General features: G+C 71.0%; 13 protein-coding genes and 1 riboswitch. Of the genes, 11 read left to right on the top strand and 2 right to left on the bottom strand.

Annotation, left to right across the window (positions count from 1 at the left end; genetic code table 11):
- Positions 1 to 19: 19 nt before the first annotated feature.
- The 3 genes from ACPL7H_RS14595 to ACPL7H_RS14585 all read left to right on the top strand — a co-directional run bounded on the left by ACPL7H_RS14595 (position 20) and on the right by ACPL7H_RS14585 (position 3,349).
- On the top strand, positions 20 to 1,060 hold the full coding sequence (locus ACPL7H_RS14595) for an ABC transporter permease (protein ID WP_424791583.1): 1,041 nt from the start codon (positions 20 to 22) through the stop codon (positions 1,058 to 1,060).
- Complete coding sequence (locus ACPL7H_RS14590) at positions 1,057 to 1,986, top strand: carbohydrate ABC transporter permease (protein ID WP_424788371.1); 930 nt, start codon at positions 1,057 to 1,059, stop codon at positions 1,984 to 1,986. The genes ACPL7H_RS14595 and ACPL7H_RS14590 overlap by 4 nt, the downstream gene beginning before the upstream one ends.
- Positions 1,987 to 2,113: 127 nt before the next feature.
- On the top strand, positions 2,114 to 3,349 hold the full coding sequence (locus ACPL7H_RS14585; protein WP_424797581.1) for an endo-1,4-beta-xylanase: 1,236 nt from the start codon (positions 2,114 to 2,116) through the stop codon (positions 3,347 to 3,349).
- 176 nt (positions 3,350 to 3,525) lie between these two features.
- Here the strand turns inward: ACPL7H_RS14585 and ACPL7H_RS14580 are convergent, their stop codons facing one another.
- Positions 3,526 to 4,080, bottom strand: coding sequence for a cob(I)yrinic acid a,c-diamide adenosyltransferase (locus ACPL7H_RS14580; RefSeq protein WP_424797580.1), 555 nt, complete (start codon positions 4,078 to 4,080; stop codon positions 3,526 to 3,528).
- Between the two features lie 133 nt (positions 4,081 to 4,213).
- Positions 4,214 to 4,331, top strand: a riboswitch (cobalamin riboswitch).
- Positions 4,332 to 4,433: 102 nt separating this feature from the next.
- Here ACPL7H_RS14580 and ACPL7H_RS14575 point away from each other — a divergent pair.
- The 5 genes from ACPL7H_RS14575 to nrdJ all read left to right on the top strand — a co-directional run bounded on the left by ACPL7H_RS14575 (position 4,434) and on the right by nrdJ (position 10,997).
- Complete coding sequence (locus ACPL7H_RS14575) at positions 4,434 to 5,141, top strand: hypothetical protein (RefSeq protein WP_424797579.1); 708 nt, start codon at positions 4,434 to 4,436, stop codon at positions 5,139 to 5,141.
- Between the two features lie 4 nt (positions 5,142 to 5,145).
- Entirely contained in the window at positions 5,146 to 6,222 is a 1,077-nt protein-coding gene (locus ACPL7H_RS14570; RefSeq protein ID WP_424797578.1) for a CbiQ family ECF transporter T component, read from the top strand.
- Positions 6,219 to 7,919: an ABC transporter ATP-binding protein gene (locus ACPL7H_RS14565; protein ID WP_424797577.1), complete on the top strand. Its 1,701-nt coding sequence runs from the start codon at positions 6,219 to 6,221 to the stop codon at positions 7,917 to 7,919. Before ACPL7H_RS14570 ends, ACPL7H_RS14565 begins: the two co-directional genes overlap by 4 nt.
- Positions 7,916 to 8,782 carry an ECF transporter S component gene (locus tag ACPL7H_RS14560; RefSeq protein ID WP_424797576.1) on the top strand — a complete coding sequence of 289 codons (867 nt, stop codon included), beginning with the start codon at positions 7,916 to 7,918 and terminating at the stop codon, positions 8,780 to 8,782. The genes ACPL7H_RS14565 and ACPL7H_RS14560 overlap by 4 nt, the downstream gene beginning before the upstream one ends.
- A gap of 94 nt (positions 8,783 to 8,876) precedes the next feature.
- The gene (gene nrdJ, locus ACPL7H_RS14555) at positions 8,877 to 10,997 is read left to right on the top strand and encodes a ribonucleoside-triphosphate reductase, adenosylcobalamin-dependent (protein WP_424797575.1); all 2,121 of its coding nucleotides are present in this window, start codon (positions 8,877 to 8,879) and stop codon (positions 10,995 to 10,997) included.
- Between the two features lie 107 nt (positions 10,998 to 11,104).
- Here the strand turns inward: nrdJ and ACPL7H_RS14550 are convergent, their stop codons facing one another.
- Positions 11,105 to 12,517: a glutamyl-tRNA reductase gene (locus ACPL7H_RS14550; RefSeq protein ID WP_424797574.1), complete on the bottom strand. Its 1,413-nt coding sequence runs from the start codon at positions 12,515 to 12,517 to the stop codon at positions 11,105 to 11,107.
- A gap of 44 nt (positions 12,518 to 12,561) precedes the next feature.
- Here ACPL7H_RS14550 and hemE point away from each other — a divergent pair, with 44 nt between their 5' ends.
- Genes hemE through hemC form a run of 3 tightly spaced genes read left to right on the top strand, consistent with a single transcriptional unit; the run spans position 12,562 to position 15,970 of the window.
- Complete coding sequence (gene hemE / locus ACPL7H_RS14545; RefSeq protein WP_424797573.1) at positions 12,562 to 13,611, top strand: uroporphyrinogen decarboxylase; 1,050 nt, start codon at positions 12,562 to 12,564, stop codon at positions 13,609 to 13,611.
- Entirely contained in the window at positions 13,608 to 15,014 is a 1,407-nt protein-coding gene (locus ACPL7H_RS14540; protein ID WP_424797572.1) for a protoporphyrinogen/coproporphyrinogen oxidase, read from the top strand. Before hemE ends, ACPL7H_RS14540 begins: the two co-directional genes overlap by 4 nt.
- Positions 15,011 to 15,970, top strand: coding sequence for a hydroxymethylbilane synthase (gene hemC, locus ACPL7H_RS14535; protein ID WP_424797571.1), 960 nt, complete (start codon positions 15,011 to 15,013; stop codon positions 15,968 to 15,970). Before ACPL7H_RS14540 ends, hemC begins: the two co-directional genes overlap by 4 nt.
- Positions 15,971 to 15,981 lie beyond the last annotated feature (11 nt).

Raw genomic sequence — 15,981 nt, 5'->3', positions numbered from 1 at the left:
TCTGGTGAAGGACTAACAGATGAGTTCAGTTCGCACAGCCGGCCCGGCACCCGGTGGCGAGGTGCTGGTGGGCGACGGAGCACCGGTGGGCCAGGAACGCTCGTGGCGTCCCCGACGCGGACCACGGTCCTGGCTGGCGCCTACGAAGAAGTCCACGAAGGTGCCCTGGAGCAAGGCACTCCGGCGCGACTGGGTGCTGTACGCCATGGCCCTGGTGCCCGTGATCTTCCTGCTGATCTTCCGGTACATGCCGATGGTGGGCAACGCCATTGCCTTCCGCCGGTTCCGGCCCGGGGGCAGCATCCTCGGGGACGAGTGGGTGGGCCTGCAGTACGTACGCATGTTCATCGCCGATCCCAACTTCTGGAACGTCTTTGCCAACACCGCGATCCTCGGGCTGCTCACGCTGGTGGTGTGCTTCCCGCTGCCGATCGTGCTGGCGCTGATGCTCAACGAGGTTCGCAAGCGCACCTTCAAACGGGTGATCCAGTCGATCTCCTACCTGCCGCACTTCCTCTCGGTGGTGATCGTGGTGGGCATGGTGATGCAACTGCTCTCCCTGCAGGGCACCGTGAACCAGGTGATCGAGGCGTTCGGCGGTGAGGCCATCCCGTTCCTGCAACGGGCGGAGTGGTTCCGCACCATCTACGTCGGCTCGGAGGTCTGGCAGACCGTGGGCTGGGGCACGATCCTGTACCTGGCCGCGCTGACCACGGTCGATTCCTCCCTGTACGAGGCGGCGCGGATCGACGGGGCGAACCGGCTCCGGCAGACCTGGCACGTGACCCTGCCCGGGATCCGCCCGATGATGGTCACCCTGCTGATCCTCAACATCGGCACGTTCCTCAACGTCGGGTTCGAGAAGGTGCTCCTGCTCTACAACCCGCTGACCTATTCCACTGCCGACGTCATCTCCACCTATCTCTACCGCGTCGGCCTGGTCTCCAGCAATTTCAGTTATGCCGCTGCGATCGGACTGTTCCAGGCGATCATCGGCTTGGTCATGGTCGTCAGCGCGAACCTCATATCCCGTCGACTGGTAGGAGCAAGCCTGTGGTGACCCAGCGCGCGATCACAGCCACACCGAGCGGGTCCGGAAAGCCGGTCGGCCCCAGCGACACCCGTGCGTACCGGATCTTCACCTGGGCCAACAACGGTGTGCTGATCCTGATCTCCATGCTGATGCTGTACCCGTTCATCACCGTGCTCGCACAGTCCTTCTCCAGTGCCGGTGCGGTCAACGCCGGGATGGTGAGCTTCTGGCCGGTCGGGTTCAACACCGACACCTACCGGGCGGTGGCTCAGAACGACCTGTTCTGGAACTCCTACCGCAACACGGTGGTGTACACCGTGGTGGGCACCACCATCGCGATGGCGTTGACGACCGTGTTCGCCTACGTGCTCTCCAAGAAACACCTGCGCGGCCGGAACTTCCTGATCGGGCTCACGATCTTCACGATGTTCTTCAACGGGGGCATCATCCCCAACTACGTACTCATCACGGCGCTGGGGATGAAGAACACCATGTGGGCGATGGTGATCCCCGGTGCCATCTCGGTGTTCAACCTGCTGGTGATGAAGTCCTTCTTCGAGAACCAACCCACCGAACTCGACGAGGCCGCACAGATCGATGGGCTGGGCTGGTTCGGGATCTTCACCCGTATCGTGCTTCCGCTGTCCAAGGCGGTCCTGGCCACGATGACGCTGTTCTACTCGGTGGCGCTCTGGAACGACTGGTTCGCCGCCTTCCTCTACCTGGACCGGCAGGACCTGTTCCCGGTGACCTTGTTCCTGCGTAACCTCATCGCAGGGGCATCCTCGGCAACGAGTGAGGGGGCGGCAATGGCGGGCAGCACCACCGCGGCGATCTCGGCCAACATCCAGGCGGTGACGATGATCCTGACGATCATCCCGATCGTGTGCGTCTACCCGTTCGTGCAGCGCTATTTCGTCTCCGGCATCATGCTCGGCTCGATCAAGGGCTGAAAGGCAGTCCACCAGCGGAACCCGGGCCCGGTGCACGGGCCGTCCGCCACCGCCCGCCCCCGTCCGCCACCGCCCGCCCCCGTCCGCCATGCTCGCCCCGTCCGCCATGCCCTCGAAAGGAAACCCGATGTCCCTCGACCAACGAGGCAGCGCCGCCGTCTCCCTGGACCACCGCAGAAGCACCACGATGCTTCGCCTCACCGAAGCGGACGGGACCCCCCTCACCCGGCGGGAGGTCCGGCTCCAGCAACGGCAGCACGCATTCGGGTTCGGCTGCGCCGCCTTCGAGGTGGCCGATGCGGACCCTGCCTACCAGGACCTCTGGCTCGATCTCTTCGACACCGCGACGTTGCCCTTCTACTGGGGGCGGTACGAACCACAGCGGGGCCACACCCGGCGCGAGGCGTTGCTGCGCGCGGCCCGGTGGTTCGCCGAGCGGGAGGTCCGTCTGAAGGGCCACCCCCTGGTCTGGCACACGGTCAAGGCCCCATGGGTGGATCAGTTGTCCCTGGCCGAGGCCGAGGAGCTGCTGCGGGGCCGGATCCGGCGGGAGGTCGGTCACTTCGCGGGGCTGATCGACTCCTGGGACGCGATCAACGAGGTGGTGATCATGCCCCGGTTCACCAATGAACCCGATGGCGTGCCCAACGCGATCTCGCGCCTGTGCGCGCAGAAGGGGCGGGTGGAGATGGTGCGACTGGCCGTGGAGGAGGCCCGCAGCGCCGGGGTGCGCCCGCACCTGGTGCTGAACGACTTCGACCTCGGCCCCGAGTACGAGCACCTGATCGAGCAGGTCCTCGAGGCCGGGATCCAGATCGACGCGATCGGGTTGCAGTCCCATATGCATCAGGGGTTCCGTGGCCAGGAGTTCCTGACCGAGACCTGCGACCGGTTCGCCAGGTTCGGCCTGCCCCTGCACTGGACCGAAACCACCCTGGTCTCCGGTGATCTCATGCCCGAGCACATCGAGGACCTCAACGATCACCAGGTCCCCGACTGGCCCAGCACGCCCGAGGGCGAGGAACGCCAGGCCGCCGACATCGTGGCCCACTACACCGCGCTCGTCGCCCACCCCGCGGTCGACTCGGTCACCTACTGGGGCATCGGTGACGGCGGGAATGCCTGGCTGGGGGCCCCAGCCGGCCTGCTCCGGGCCGACGGCTCACCCAAACCCGCCTACCACGCGCTGCGGACCCTGGTCCGCGAGGACTGGTGGCTCACGCCGACCACCGGTCGCACCGATGATCAGGGCCGGGTGGAACTCAGCGGCTTCGCCGGGCGTTACGAGGTGGAAGCCGGCGGCGCGACGGCCGAGGTGGTGCTGGAGTCCGGGACCGAGGAGGTCACGGTGGTGCTGACCTGAGCACGGACCGTCGCCCGACATCAGCACTACCAGGGCCAGGCCACCCGGACCGGGGAGGGGGCACCCGGATCGGGCGGGGGCACCCAGGGGGACCGGTGCGGATCCACCGGACCCGCTGGTGGCCGGGTGCTCATGACGGAGTCCTCCGGAGCGCCCGCCGCCGAGGAGTACCCGCCTCAGCCCCGGCTGGCCGGTTCGGGTGCGGGTCCGCTGGCGTCCCGGGCGAGCACGTACAGCAGGTCGGAGAGCCGGTTCAGGTAGCGCAGCACCGGTTCGGCGACGACCGCCCCGGACCCGAGCGCTGCGACCGCGTGCCGCTCGGCCCGGCGCACCACGGTGCGTGCGACGTCCAGGTGAGCCGACGTCGTCGTCGTGCCCGGGACCAGGAAGACCGGCTCGAGCGGGCGCACGGTGAGGCGCTCGTCGATGATCTCCTCCAGGGCTGTGACCATGGCCTCGGTCACCAAGGACACGCCCTCCTCGAGCCGGTCACGCCGCTCCGGGTGGGTGGCCACATCGGCCCCGAGCACGAACAACTCACGCTGCAGGTGCAGGATGAGTCCGGCCATGGACTCGTCCTCGCAGCCGGCGCGGGCAACCCCGAGCACGGCGATCGCCTCATCGACGTCACCGCTGGTCTCCACGACCAGATCGGCCTTGGACACCCGCCCGCCCAGGAATCGTCCGGTGGAGCCGTCATCGCCACGCTTGGTGTAGATCTTCGTCGCCATGTCCTCAGCATGGCACCACCAGGCTCTGCCAGGAAGGACTCGCGCTGCCGGGGCCGAACGGGACGCCCGGGGTGGATGGGGCGTGCCGGAGCCCCCCGGTGCTGGTGCCGGCGTTCCGCAGGCGGCGTGAAGCGGCTATGGTCGGACCAGGCCCTGCCGAGGGGAAGCCGGTGTGACTCCGGCACTGACCCGCAACCGTGAATCGGGACATCCCGATCAGTCGGAACACCTGGGTCGGGCCGGAAGAAGTGGCTCTGTCCGTCGTGGTCTGCGGAGGGGAGTCCGTAGGCGCCGGCGGTGCACGCGCACCCGGCGGGCCGAGGACCCTGCCGTGACCGCCAGAAAGGCGTCCGATGTCCTCCCTACGCACCCGCCCCCGGCGCAGGCTCGCGCTCGCGCTCACCGCCGCCGCCGCACTAGTGCTCGCACCGGCCGCACTCGATGCCCCGGCGGCCGCCGACGCCGCGCCCGGTGCGGACGGGGTCACCGTGGTGGTGGACTTCACGGACCTGGGCGGGACGATCGAGGTCGGCTTCGCCCCGGGGGACCCCGCTAACGGTCGCGAGGCGCTGGAGGGTGCCGGCTTCACCGCCACCGACTCGACACCGGGGATGGTCTGCGCGATCGACGCGATGCCCGACCCGTGCCCGGAGGAATTCGACGGCTCCTTCTGGTCCTACTGGACCGGGACATCGGGGGAGTGGGTCGCGCACACCGCCGGTGCCGATGGCACCGATCCCGCACCCGGGGACGTCGACGGCTGGCGCTACCACGACGGGAACGCCGGGCCCCAGATCACACCGCAGGACGCACTCGAGGAGAGCGCCTCAGGGGCCGGCGCCCCCGCGGACGACGGTGCGGACGGCGGGGAGGACGACGACGCTGCACCGGGGTCGGACGAGGCCGCCGCGGACGATGGTGCGTCCGACGACGACGCCACCGACGACGCCACCGACGACGGCACGGCCTGGGCCGGCACCACCATCTGGGTGGTGCTGGCGCTCGCCGTGCTCGTGCTCGCGATCGTGACCGCCGTCTGGCTGTACCGCCGGCGGCCCTGAGCCGATGACCGCCGTGGCCCCGGCCCCTCCCACCCCGCTGGTGCGCCCCCGGGTTCCGGAACTGCACCCGCTGGCCTGGTGGGCCTGGGCCGGGGCGGCGGTGATCGCGCTGACCCGCACTGGCGATCCGGTGGGGGTCCTGCTGCTCACCGGTGCGGTGGTGGCGGTGGTGCTGTGGCGCAGGTCGGCGGCGCCCTGGACCCGCATCTTCCGGCTGTACCTGATCATCGCCGCGGCGGTCATCGTGCTGCGGTTGGGCTTCTATGTGCTGTTCGGCATCCGCACCGGCGGGCCGGTGCTGGTGCCCCTGCCGGCACTGCCGCTGCCGGAGTGGGCCGGCGGCATCTCGCTGCTCGGTCCGATCGAGTCCCGTGGGCTGGTGCACGCGTTCTCCGGGGCGATCGCCCTGGCCGCGATCATCGTGTGCTTCGGCGCAGCCAACGCCCTGGCCAACCCCAAGCACGTACTACGCCATCTGCCCGGCGCGCTGCACGACCTGTCCACCGCGGTGGTCATCGCGGTCACGGTCACCCCCCAGCTCATCGCCTCGGCTCGCACCGTCCGGCGGGCCCGGCGGCTACGGGGCGTGGAGGGCTCCGGCCCCCGGGTGGTGCTGGGCTACGTGCGGCCGGTGCTGGCCGACGCGATGGATCGCGCGATCGCCCTGGCCGCCTCGATGGACTCCCGTGGCTACGCGCGCACCCGCACCCGGGCCTCGGCCGGGCTGAACCTGGCCCTGCTGGTGGCGGTCCTGCTCGCCGGCGTGGGCACCTACGGGCTGCTCGACGCCACGATGCCGGGTTGGCTGGGTCTGCCGGTGCTGGCGGGTGCGGCAGTGCTGGGCGTGCTGACCACCGCCCACGCCTCCCGCCGGGTCCGGCGCACCCGGTACCGGGCGGCTCCGTGGCGGATCCGGGAGACCGCGGTGGTGGCCTGTAGCGCGTCGGCCGCCCTCGCCGTCGTTCTGGCCGGTGACCGGGCGCACCCGGACCCGCTGCCGTGGCTGGGCCTTCCGCTCGGCCTCATCGCCGCAGCGCTCCTGCTGGTGGCGCCGGCGCTACTGGGACGGGGTGGGCGATGATCCGCTTCGAATCGGTCAGCCTGGTCTACCCGGGATCGACCGCACCGGTGCTGCGCGATGTGCACCTGGCGATCCCCGAGGGGGAACTGTGCCTGGTCACCGGTGCGACCGGTGCGGGAAAGTCCAGCCTGCTCGGTGCCGCGTGCGCCCGCGTGCCCCACTTCACCGGGGGCGTGCTGACCGGCCGGGTACTCGTGGACGGGCGGGACACCGAGACGCACCTTCCGCGCGACCTGGCCGATCTGGTCGGGGTCGTCACCCAGGACCCGCTGCTGGGCTTCGTCACCGATACCGTCGAGGAGGAACTGGCCTTCGCCCTGGAACAACTCGGCCTGCCCCGCCCGGTGATGCGCAAGCGGGTCGAGGAGGTCCTGGACCTGCTCGCGCTGGCCCCGCTGCGGGACCGGGCGCTGACCGAGTTGTCCGGCGGGGAGCAGCAGCGGGTGGCCATCGGCGCGGTGATGACGGCCCAACCGCGGATCCTCGTGCTCGACGAGCCGACCTCCGCGCTGGACCCCGGCGCGGCCGAGGACGTGCTGGCGGCCCTGACCCGGTTGGTGCACGACCTGGGCGTGACCGTGCTGCTGGCCGAACACCGGTTGGAGCGGGTGATTCAGTTCGCCGACTCCGTTCTCGAGGTCCATCCCGATGGCACGGTCACCTACGGCGACCCCGGGACGGTCCTGGCCGCCAGTCACAGTGCGCCTCCGGTGGTGGAGCTGGGCCGCCTCGCGGGGTGGGACCCGGTGCCGCTGTCGGTGCGGGACGCGCGCCGGCGTGCCGGGCCGTTGCGCACACGGCTGGGGCCGCCGGACGGTGACGGCGCGCGGGAACCCGGCAGCACCGGCTCGCCCCGGTCGCGGCGGCCGGCAAGGACCACCGACGACGACGCAGGCGGACCGGGAACCGGCGGTGCACCCGGGCATGGGCTGCTGAGCGCGCGCGGCCTGAGCGTCACCTACGGAGGCGTCACCGCGGTGCACGACCTCGACCTGACCCTGCATGCCGGTGAGGTCCTGGCGGTCATGGGTCGCAACGGCTCCGGCAAGTCCTCCCTGCTCTGGGCCCTGCAGGGCACCGGATCACGCTCGGGCGGGCGGGTGAACCTGCTCCGCGCAGCGGGAACACCGGACCCGGCCGCGTTGTCCCCGGCCCGGGCCCGCCGCCACGTGGCCCTGGTGCCCCAGACGCCGGCACACCTGCTCTACCACCAGTCGGTGGCCGCCGAATGCGCCGCAGCCGACACCGATGCCGGGGCGGCCGACGGTACCGCCGCGGACCTGCTCGACCGGATCGCTCCCGGCCTGGACCGGGCCAGGAACCCCGCGGACCTGTCCGAGGGCGGACGGCTGGCGCTGGCGCTCGCGGTCCAACTGGCCGCCGACCCGCCGGTGCTGCTTCTGGACGAACCGACCCGCGGCCTGGACTACGGCGCCAAGGAAGCGCTGGCACGGGTGCTCACCGCTCGTGCCCGGGCCGGCCACGCCGTCGTCCTGACCAGTCACGACGTGGAGTTCGTGGCCCGCTGCGCCCACCGGGTGGTGACGTTGGCGCAGGGACAGGTGGTGGCCGATGGCCCGGCGCGGGAGATCCTGGTCGCCTCGCCCACCCTGGCGCCGCAGACCGCGAAGATCCTGCACCCGCTCGGCTACCTGACCGTGGCCGAGGTGCGCCGGGCACTGGAGGCGCGGGCATGAGCCGGGGTCCGGACGCTACCCCGGCCGTGCCCCTGCGGCCCCGGACCCTCGTGGTCCTGGCCGCCGCCACCGCGGTCGGCCTGGTCATCTTCGGCTGGCCGTTGGTGATGACCGAGGGATTCATCCAGGTCGATCATGTCCCGATCGCGCTCGGTCTGGTGCTGAGCCTGGTGCTGGTGGTGCTGCTGGTGGCGCTGGCCGACGGGGGGATCGGGGTGAAGGCGATCGCGCTGCTGGGCCTGCTCTCGGCCGTGGGGGTGGTGCTACGACCCCTGGCCGGCGGCACCGCCGGGATCGAGACCGTCTTCCTTCCGCTGGTGCTCGGTGGGCGGGTGCTGGGCCCCGGCTTCGGGTTCGCGCTGGGCTCCACCACGCTGTTCGCCTCGGCGCTGCTCACCGGCGGGGTCGGGCCCTGGTTGCCCTACCAGATGCTGGCCGCCTCCTGGGTGGCGATGGGTGCGGGTCTGTTGCCCCGCGGGGTGCGCGGACGGTGGGAGGTCGCCATGCTCGCCGGGTACGCCGTGATCGCCTCGGTCGGGTACGGGTTGGCGATGAACTTCTCCTTCTGGCCCTTCCAGCTCGGCCTGGGCACCGAACTCTCCTTCGTCCCCGGCGCGGCGGCGGGGGAGAACATCCAGCGGTTCCTCGTCTATGCGGTGACCACCTCACTGGTGTGGGAGATCGGGCGTGCGATCACCACGGTGGTGGGCATCGTGGTGATCGGTCCGCTGGTGCTGGCCACCCTGCGCCGGGGGGCCAGCCAGGTCGGGTTCGCACCCGCTCCGGCCGCTGTGGTGCGACACGCCGACGGAGGACACGCCGACACGCCGGACACAAGATCTGGTGGTCGTTCCGAACCCTGACTACTAGGTGTAGTGTTGGTCATCCAGCGAATTACATTGATGTCGTTCACGCCCCAGCCGCGTCCCAGCCACACCGAAGAAAGCAACTCACCTGATGTTCTCCTTCCAGCTCCCGTCCACGTTCGTCGACTCCTACGCCACCCGGCAGGTGCCGTGGGGCTATGCCGACGCCGCCGGCAACTCCCTGGGTGAGATCACCTTTTTGCGTACCTACTCGCGCCAGCGGGAGGACGGCACCAAGGAACGCTGGCACGAGGTGTGCAGCCGGGTGGTCGAGGGCATGTTCTCCATCCTCAAGGACCACTACACCTCCCAGCGCCTGCCCTGGGACGAGGCGGAGGCGCAGGAGATGGCCCAGGACGCCTACGAGCGGCTGTTCCAGCTCAAGTGGACCCCGCCGGGCCGGGGCCTGTGGGTGATGGGAACCCCGCTGGTCAACGAGGTGGGCAACTCGGCTCCGCTGCAGAACTGCGCGTTCGTGTCCACCGAGGACATGACCGAGCAGGACCCCTCGGCGCCGTTCACGTTCCTCATGGAGGCCTCGATGCTCGGGGTCGGGGTGGGCTTCGACACCCGCGGGGCCAAGAAGGGCTTCACCATCGCAGACCCAACGGTGCACGACTCGGCCACCGGCCTGGAGATCGACGCCGACGGACGCGCACTGCGCCCGGTGGTGGAGACCGGCACCCCGGTGTTCACCATCCCCGACACCCGCGAGGGCTGGGTGGACTCCACCGCGATGGTGATCGACGCCTACCTCAAGGGCACCGAGCTCCCGGCGATGGACTACGCCCAGATCCGCCCCAAGGGCGCACCGATCAGGACCTTCGGCGGCACCGCCGCGGGACCGGCGCCGCTGCACCGGCTGCACACCGCGATCCGGGGTGTGCTGCACGGCCGCGGCGGCCAGGCCCTGACCACCCGGGACATCGCCGACATCGGCAACCTGATCGGTGTGTGCGTGGTGGCCGGCAACGTGCGCCGCTCCGCCGAGATCCTGCTCGGGGAACTGGACGACCCGGACTTCCTCAACCTGAAGAACCCCGAGGTCTTCCCCGAGCGCAACTCCTACGACGCGCAGGCACCTGGCTGGGCCTGGATGAGCAACAACTCCGTGGTGGTCAACTCCGGCGATGACCTGTCCGGCGTCACCGAGGCGATCTCCCGCAACGGTGAGCCCGGGGTGATCTGGCTGGACACCACCCGTGCCTATGGGCGTCTGGCCGACCCCGCCGACCACAAGGACCACCGGGTGATGGGCTACAACCCCTGCGCCGAGCAGCCCCTGGAGTCCTTCGAGTGCTGCACCCTGGTGGAGTCCTTCCCCTCCCGCGCGGAGTCCAAGGAGGACTTCCTGGCCACCCTCAGGATCGCCTTCCTCTACGGCAAGATCGTCACGCTGCTGTCCACCCACTGGGAGCGCACCAACGCGGTGATGCAGCGCAACCGGCGGGTGGGCACCTCGATGTCGGGCATCGCCGACTTCGTGGACAACCACAGCACCGAGGTGCTGGTCGAGTGGATGGATGAGGGTTACCGGGCGGTCCGGTCCTGGGACGCGGAGTTGTCCGAGAAGCTCGCCGTGCGCGAGTCCATCCGCACCACCACCGTCAAGCCCAGCGGGACCGTGTCCATCGTGGCCGGGGTCTCCCCGGGGGTGCACTGGGCCCCGGGCGGGACCTACTTCGACCGGGCGATCCGGTTCCGCAACGAGGACCCGCTGGTCACCCTGTTCCAGGCCGCCGGGTACCGGGTGGAGCCGGCCAGCGAGGACCCGACCGGCACCACCGTGATCTTCTTCCCGGTCAAGTCCGCGGCCCGCCGCTCGGAGAAGGACGTGTCCCTACGGGAGAAGGCCGAACTGGCCGCGCTGGCCCAGAGGTACTGGTCGGACAACTCCGTCTCGGTGACCCTGTCCTTCGACCCCGAGTCCGAGGGCGACCAGATCGGGGACATCCTGACCGACTACGCCGGCCGGCTCAAGACCGCCTCGTTCCTGCCGCAGGGCAATTTCACCTACCCGCAGATGCCCTACACCCAGATCACCCGGGAGGAGTACGAGGCGGCCACGAAGAAACTCATCCCGGCCTTCCTCGATGCGATCTACGACGGCGACATGGAGACAATCGACGCCATCGGTGAGGCGTTCTGCGAGACCGACGACTGCGAGATCGACGACCTGAAGATCAACGCGGACTTCAACGCCGCCACCTGAAGCCACGGACCGAAGGGCTACGCGGTACCGTCGCGTCCGGCTGCGGCGAGACCGGTTCCGTGCCGGACACGCGGTACCGTCGCGTCCGGCCGGGTCGAGGCGGACGGTCAGCTCGGGGAGACCAGGGCGCGTGCGTCCGGCATGGTTCCGGCGGCGCACGTGTCGTGGGCCGTCGCGCGGCGCGGACGGTCCCGGGGTAGTGGGTCCTCGCGCTGGACCTGCACGCCGGTGACGAGGGCCAGCGCCTCGATGAACTGTTGACTGCGGCCCTCCCGGCCCGCTGCGCGTGCGGCGACAGTGGGGTCATGGAGGAGTTTGGCGGCCAGCCGGCGTAGGGCTTGCGTCGCCTGGCCGGCGTCCACCACACCGGACATCGGTAGCCGGGCAAGCTCTGCCTCGAGCGCACCACCGACGTGCTCACGCATGGCGACGACGACATCGTCCATGGCCCTCTCCGCCCTTCGTCCGAAGAACTCCTCGACCTCTTTGGCGAGGATCTCCTGGGCGCGGTGGACCTGGCCGTCGGTCGCTGCCGGTGCGTGGCTGCGTACGGTGTTCAGGTCCAGCAGCACCAGACCCGGAAGGTCGGCCACACCGGCGGCGACGTCGCGACGGAGGGCCAGATCCACCAGAACGAGGGGAGTCCTCGCGGGCGATCTCATCGCCAGGGCCTCGGAGGCGGTTTCGACGTCGATGACCGGGGTGCCCGTGCCACGGCAGCAGATGACGAGGTCGGCGGTCGCGAGTGCCGCGACCAGACCGTCGGCGGCCAGGGGCACGACGGCGTTCTTCGCCGCGAACTCCTCGGCCCGGTCGGAGGAGGACCAGACGCTGATGTCGGCGCACGACCGCTTGCGCAGGGCGGCGACGGTCGCACCGGCGTAGGCGCCGGTGCCGACGACGACGGCGCGCGCTCCGGCCCAGGTGCCGGCGGGCACCCGCGGTCCGTCCGCGTCGCTCCAGGCGGGAACTTCCCGCGGACAACCCGCACGCGACGTGCGTGCTGAGGCGAGGTCGATGGCAACGGACACGACCGATCGACCGGCGGCGGCCAGGTCGGTGGACACGGCGATGCGGCGCGATGCCCGGGAGGCGCGCTGGAAGACGTCCTCGAGCGTCGGTGACGTCGTCCCGTCCGCGCGGGCGGACTGCAGGGCGCGGCGAAGTTGACCGGCGATCTCCCGCTCACCGACGACCATGGAGTCCAGGCCCGCCGCCACCTCGAAGACGTGCCTGACGACCTCCTGGCCGACGGCGTGGGACGTGCGGGCGGCGACGTGTGCGCGCGATGTCCCGGATGTCTCGGCGAGTGCCTGGCGGGCAGCCTCGATCGCGTCGGTCTCGGCCCCCGCCGGCTCGAGGTAGATCTCGACCCTGTTGCAGGTCGAGAGAACGAGCACACCTTCGACCGCGGGATGGGCGGCCAGGCGAGCCCCGGCGGCTTCGGCACCGACCGAGAGTCTCTCGAGTTCTGGCAGGGGTACGTCGTGGTGGTTGGCAGCGAGAATGGCGAGCGGCATTCTGGCAGGTTAACTAACCCCGCGAGGTTTGACACAATGCTTGAGTGAATTCATCTGATGATCCCTCGTCGACCCCCTCCGCCCTGTTGTCCGCGTACTCCGGGCTCCGGCCGGAACGACTGCCCGTGTGGTTCATGCGTCAGGCCGGCCGGTCCCTGCCGGAGTACTGGAAGGTCCGGGAGGGAACCGAGATGCTCGAGTCCTGTCTCCGGCCGGAGTTGTCGGCGGAGATCACCTGCCAGCCGGTGCGGCGGCACGGCGTGGATGCCGCGATCTTCTTCTCCGACATCGTCATCCCCCTGCGACTGGCGGGTGTTGACGTCGAGATCGTCCGGGGTGTGGGCCCGGTCATCGGCTCGCCAGTGCGCACGGCCGCCGACGTCGACCGCCTCACCGCACTACCCGGCGGCGACATGACGGCGATTCGCGAGGGCGTCGGCATCGCCGTGCGCGAGCTCGACGGTGGGAGTGAACCGGTCCCGCTCATCGGTTTCGGTGGTGCCCCGTTCACCCTGGCGGCCTACCTCGTCGAAGGGCGGCCCTCACGGGATCACCTCGCCGCCCGAACGATGATGCACGCAGACCCGGCCGCATGGGCCCGGTTGATGACCTGGGCGGCGGACCGCACCGCGGAGTTCCTCCTCGCCCAGATCGATGCCGGGGCACGCGCGGTCCAACTCTTCGACTCGTGGGCCGGTTCGCTGTCGGTCACCGATTACAGCGAGCGGGTCGCGCCCTACTCCGCCCGCGTCCTGTCCGCTGTCGAGGGCCTGGTGCCGCGGGTTCACTTCGGGACCGGCACCTCGGAGATCCTCACTCTCATGCGCGACACCGGTGCTGAGGTCGTCGGGGTGGACCACCGGATCGGCCTCGACGAGGCTGTCCGGCGACTAGGTCCCGGCACCGTCGTGCAGGGCAATATCGACCCGGCACTGCTCGCCGCGCCGTGGGACGTGCTCCAGCGGCACGTGGAGGATGTGATCGACCGGGGGCGATCCGCCGCTGCGCATGTGCTCAACCTCGGCCACGGTGTTCCTCCCGAGACGGATCCCGCCGTCCTCACCCGCATCGTCGAACTCGCGCACGCGCGATGAGGGATGCAGTGGACGTCGTCGTCGTCGGCGGCGGTATCGGCGGCCTCACGGCGGCGTGGGAACTGGCCCGCAGCGGACGCCGGGTCACGTTGGTCGAGGCCTCCGACCATCTCGGTGGGCTCGTGCGTCCGCTCGACGTCGGCGGTGTGATCGTCAACCGCGGGCCGGAGGCGTTCGCGGTACGGCGGCCCGCGGTGGCCGAGTTGTGCGCCGAACTCGGGCTGCCCACGGAGCTGCCCGCGCACGGTTCGTGGCTGGTCACCCCGGAACAGGGCGCCTTCCGTGCCCCGGCCCGCGCCATGCTCGGCATCCCCGCGGACCCGAGCGCCCCCGACGTCGTCGCCGCCATCGGTGAGGCCGCGGCACGACGCGCGGCACTGGACGCCGATCTGGGCCCGACCCCCGGCTCCGACGCCCGCGACCTCGCGACGCTCATCACCGTTCGGATGGGCGAGGGGCTGCTCGAACGCCTCGTACGGCCTCTGGTCTCGGCGATCCACGGCGCCGATCCGTCGGTGCTACCGGTCGACAGTGTCATGCCGGGCCTTCGCGATGCGCTACGGCGCACCGGGTCGCTTGCCGCCGCCGTCGCCGCGACCCTGCCCGAGGGGCCCGCCGTCGCGTCCGTCACCGGAGGCATGCACCTCCTCGCCGAGGCCCTCGCGGAGGCCGCACGCGCCCACGGCGCCACCTTGCTCACACGCGCCCCGGTCGCCGCGATCGAGTCCGGTTCCCGCGGGCGCTGGCGGGTCGTGGTCGCCGGCGGCACGGACGTCCCGGAGGCGCACGACGTCGTCGTGGCGACGTCCGGGGCCGCCACCCTCGCGCTCCTACAGCCGCACGTGGACACCCACGCGTTGCGGACGACGACGGGTCAGCCGACGACCCACATCACGCTACTCCTCGACGCTCCAGAACTCGACGACGCCCCTCGCGGTAGCGGAGTCATTGCCGCAGAGGGGGTGCCCGGGGCCAAAGCGCTGACCCACGTCACCGCGAAGTGGGACTGGGCCGCCCGGGCCGCCGGGCCAGGGCGGCATGTGATCCGACTCTCCTACGGCCGGCCGGGGCAGGAACCACCCCCCGATTCCGTCGACACCGTCACGGACGCCGCCCGCCTGCTCGGCACCGATCTTCGGGCCGACCAGGTGCGCGACAGCAGGGTGGTCCGCCACGCCGGAGCGCTCGTTCCGGCTGATCCGCACGTTCGAGATGCGGTGCTCGACCTGTCCCGGACGATGGCCGGGCGTGGCCTTCACCTTGCCGGCGGGCTCGTCGCGGGGACGGGATTGCCCGCCGTCGTGACGCGGTCGCGGTCGCTCGCCGCGATGCTGGGCGGCCCGGCCAGCGCGCCCGCCCTTCGTGCGGCTGCACGGCCTGCCGATGAGACAGTGGCACTGTGAGCGCCACCTCCGACTCGAGTCCCTGGGTGCTGGGCACCCGGGGCTCCGACCTCGCCCGGACCCAGGCCGGAGGCGTCGCGGACGACCTCGTTGCCGCCGGCGCCGGGCCCTTCGAACTGCGCATCGTGCGCACCGAGGGAGACGTCCGCACCGAGTCCCTCGCCTCGCTCGGTGGTGCCGGCGTCTTTGCCGGAGCACTGCGCGCGGCGCTGGGTGCGGGGACGGTCGACGTCGTCGTCCACTCGCTCAAGGACCTCCCCACGGCGCCTGCCCCGGGGTTACGGATCGCCGCCGTCCCGGTTCGTGCGGATGCCCGGGACGCGCTGTGCGCACGGGAGGGTCGCACCCTCGACACACTGCCGCGAGGCGCCCGTGTCGGAACGGGGTCCCCCCGCCGAGCCGCCCAGCTGCGCGCCGCCCGCCCGGACCTGGACGTCGTCGACATCCGCGGCAACGTCCCAACCCGGCTTGCTCGCACCGAGAACGATCTCGACGCCGTCGTGCTCGCGCTCGCCGGCCTCGCGCGCATCGGGCTCGCCGGCCGCGCGACCGACGTCCTCGACCCGGTCGCGATGCTGCCGGCTCCCGGTCAGGGTGCGCTCGCCATCGAGACCCGCGTCGAGGTGCCTGAGCCGCTGGGTCGGGCCCTTGCGGCCCTGGACCATCTGCCGACCCTGATCGAAGTCACCGCCGAGCGCCAACTCCTCGCCAGTCTGGAGGCCGGCTGCGCCGCCCCCGTCGGTGCGCTCGCGACCCTGGAGGGCGAGACGCTCAGGCTCGAGGCGGTTGCGGCGGCGATCGACGGTAGTCGGGTGCTGCGCTCGTCCGGGACGACGTCGGTGGACCTCACGGGCCGGCGTGATGATGTGCTGGCGAGCGCTCGCGAGCTCGGCCACGAACTCGGCACCGAACTCATCGGGCAGGGTGCCGGCGAACTCGCCAGGGCAACCCCGTGACCGAGGCGTCG

Source organism: Pseudactinotalea sp. Z1732, from assembly GCF_049724975.1.
GTDB lineage: Bacteria > Actinomycetota > Actinomycetes > Actinomycetales > Beutenbergiaceae > CALKWS01.
The sequence above is the reverse complement of the archived record's forward strand: the minus strand, read 5'-3'. Positions and strand labels throughout refer to the sequence as shown.

Excerpts from the sequence above, each read along its gene's own strand:
- ACPL7H_RS14565 (WP_424797577.1), top strand. The coding sequence starts at position 6,219 with ATGATCCGCTTCGAATCGGTCAGCCTGGTCTACCCGGGATCGACCGCA.
- ACPL7H_RS14580 (WP_424797580.1), bottom strand. The coding sequence starts at position 4,080 with ATGGCGACGAAGATCTACACCAAGCGTGGCGATGACGGCTCCACCGGA.
- ACPL7H_RS14560 (WP_424797576.1), top strand. The coding sequence starts at position 7,916 with ATGAGCCGGGGTCCGGACGCTACCCCGGCCGTGCCCCTGCGGCCCCGG.
- nrdJ (WP_424797575.1), top strand. The coding sequence starts at position 8,877 with ATGTTCTCCTTCCAGCTCCCGTCCACGTTCGTCGACTCCTACGCCACC.
- ACPL7H_RS14570 (WP_424797578.1), top strand. The coding sequence starts at position 5,146 with ATGACCGCCGTGGCCCCGGCCCCTCCCACCCCGCTGGTGCGCCCCCGG.
- ACPL7H_RS14595 (WP_424791583.1), top strand. The coding sequence starts at position 20 with ATGAGTTCAGTTCGCACAGCCGGCCCGGCACCCGGTGGCGAGGTGCTG.
- ACPL7H_RS14585 (WP_424797581.1), top strand. The coding sequence starts at position 2,114 with ATGTCCCTCGACCAACGAGGCAGCGCCGCCGTCTCCCTGGACCACCGC.
- ACPL7H_RS14550 (WP_424797574.1), bottom strand. The coding sequence starts at position 12,517 with ATGCCGCTCGCCATTCTCGCTGCCAACCACCACGACGTACCCCTGCCA.
- ACPL7H_RS14540 (WP_424797572.1), top strand. The coding sequence starts at position 13,608 with ATGAGGGATGCAGTGGACGTCGTCGTCGTCGGCGGCGGTATCGGCGGC.
- ACPL7H_RS14575 (WP_424797579.1), top strand. The coding sequence starts at position 4,434 with ATGTCCTCCCTACGCACCCGCCCCCGGCGCAGGCTCGCGCTCGCGCTC.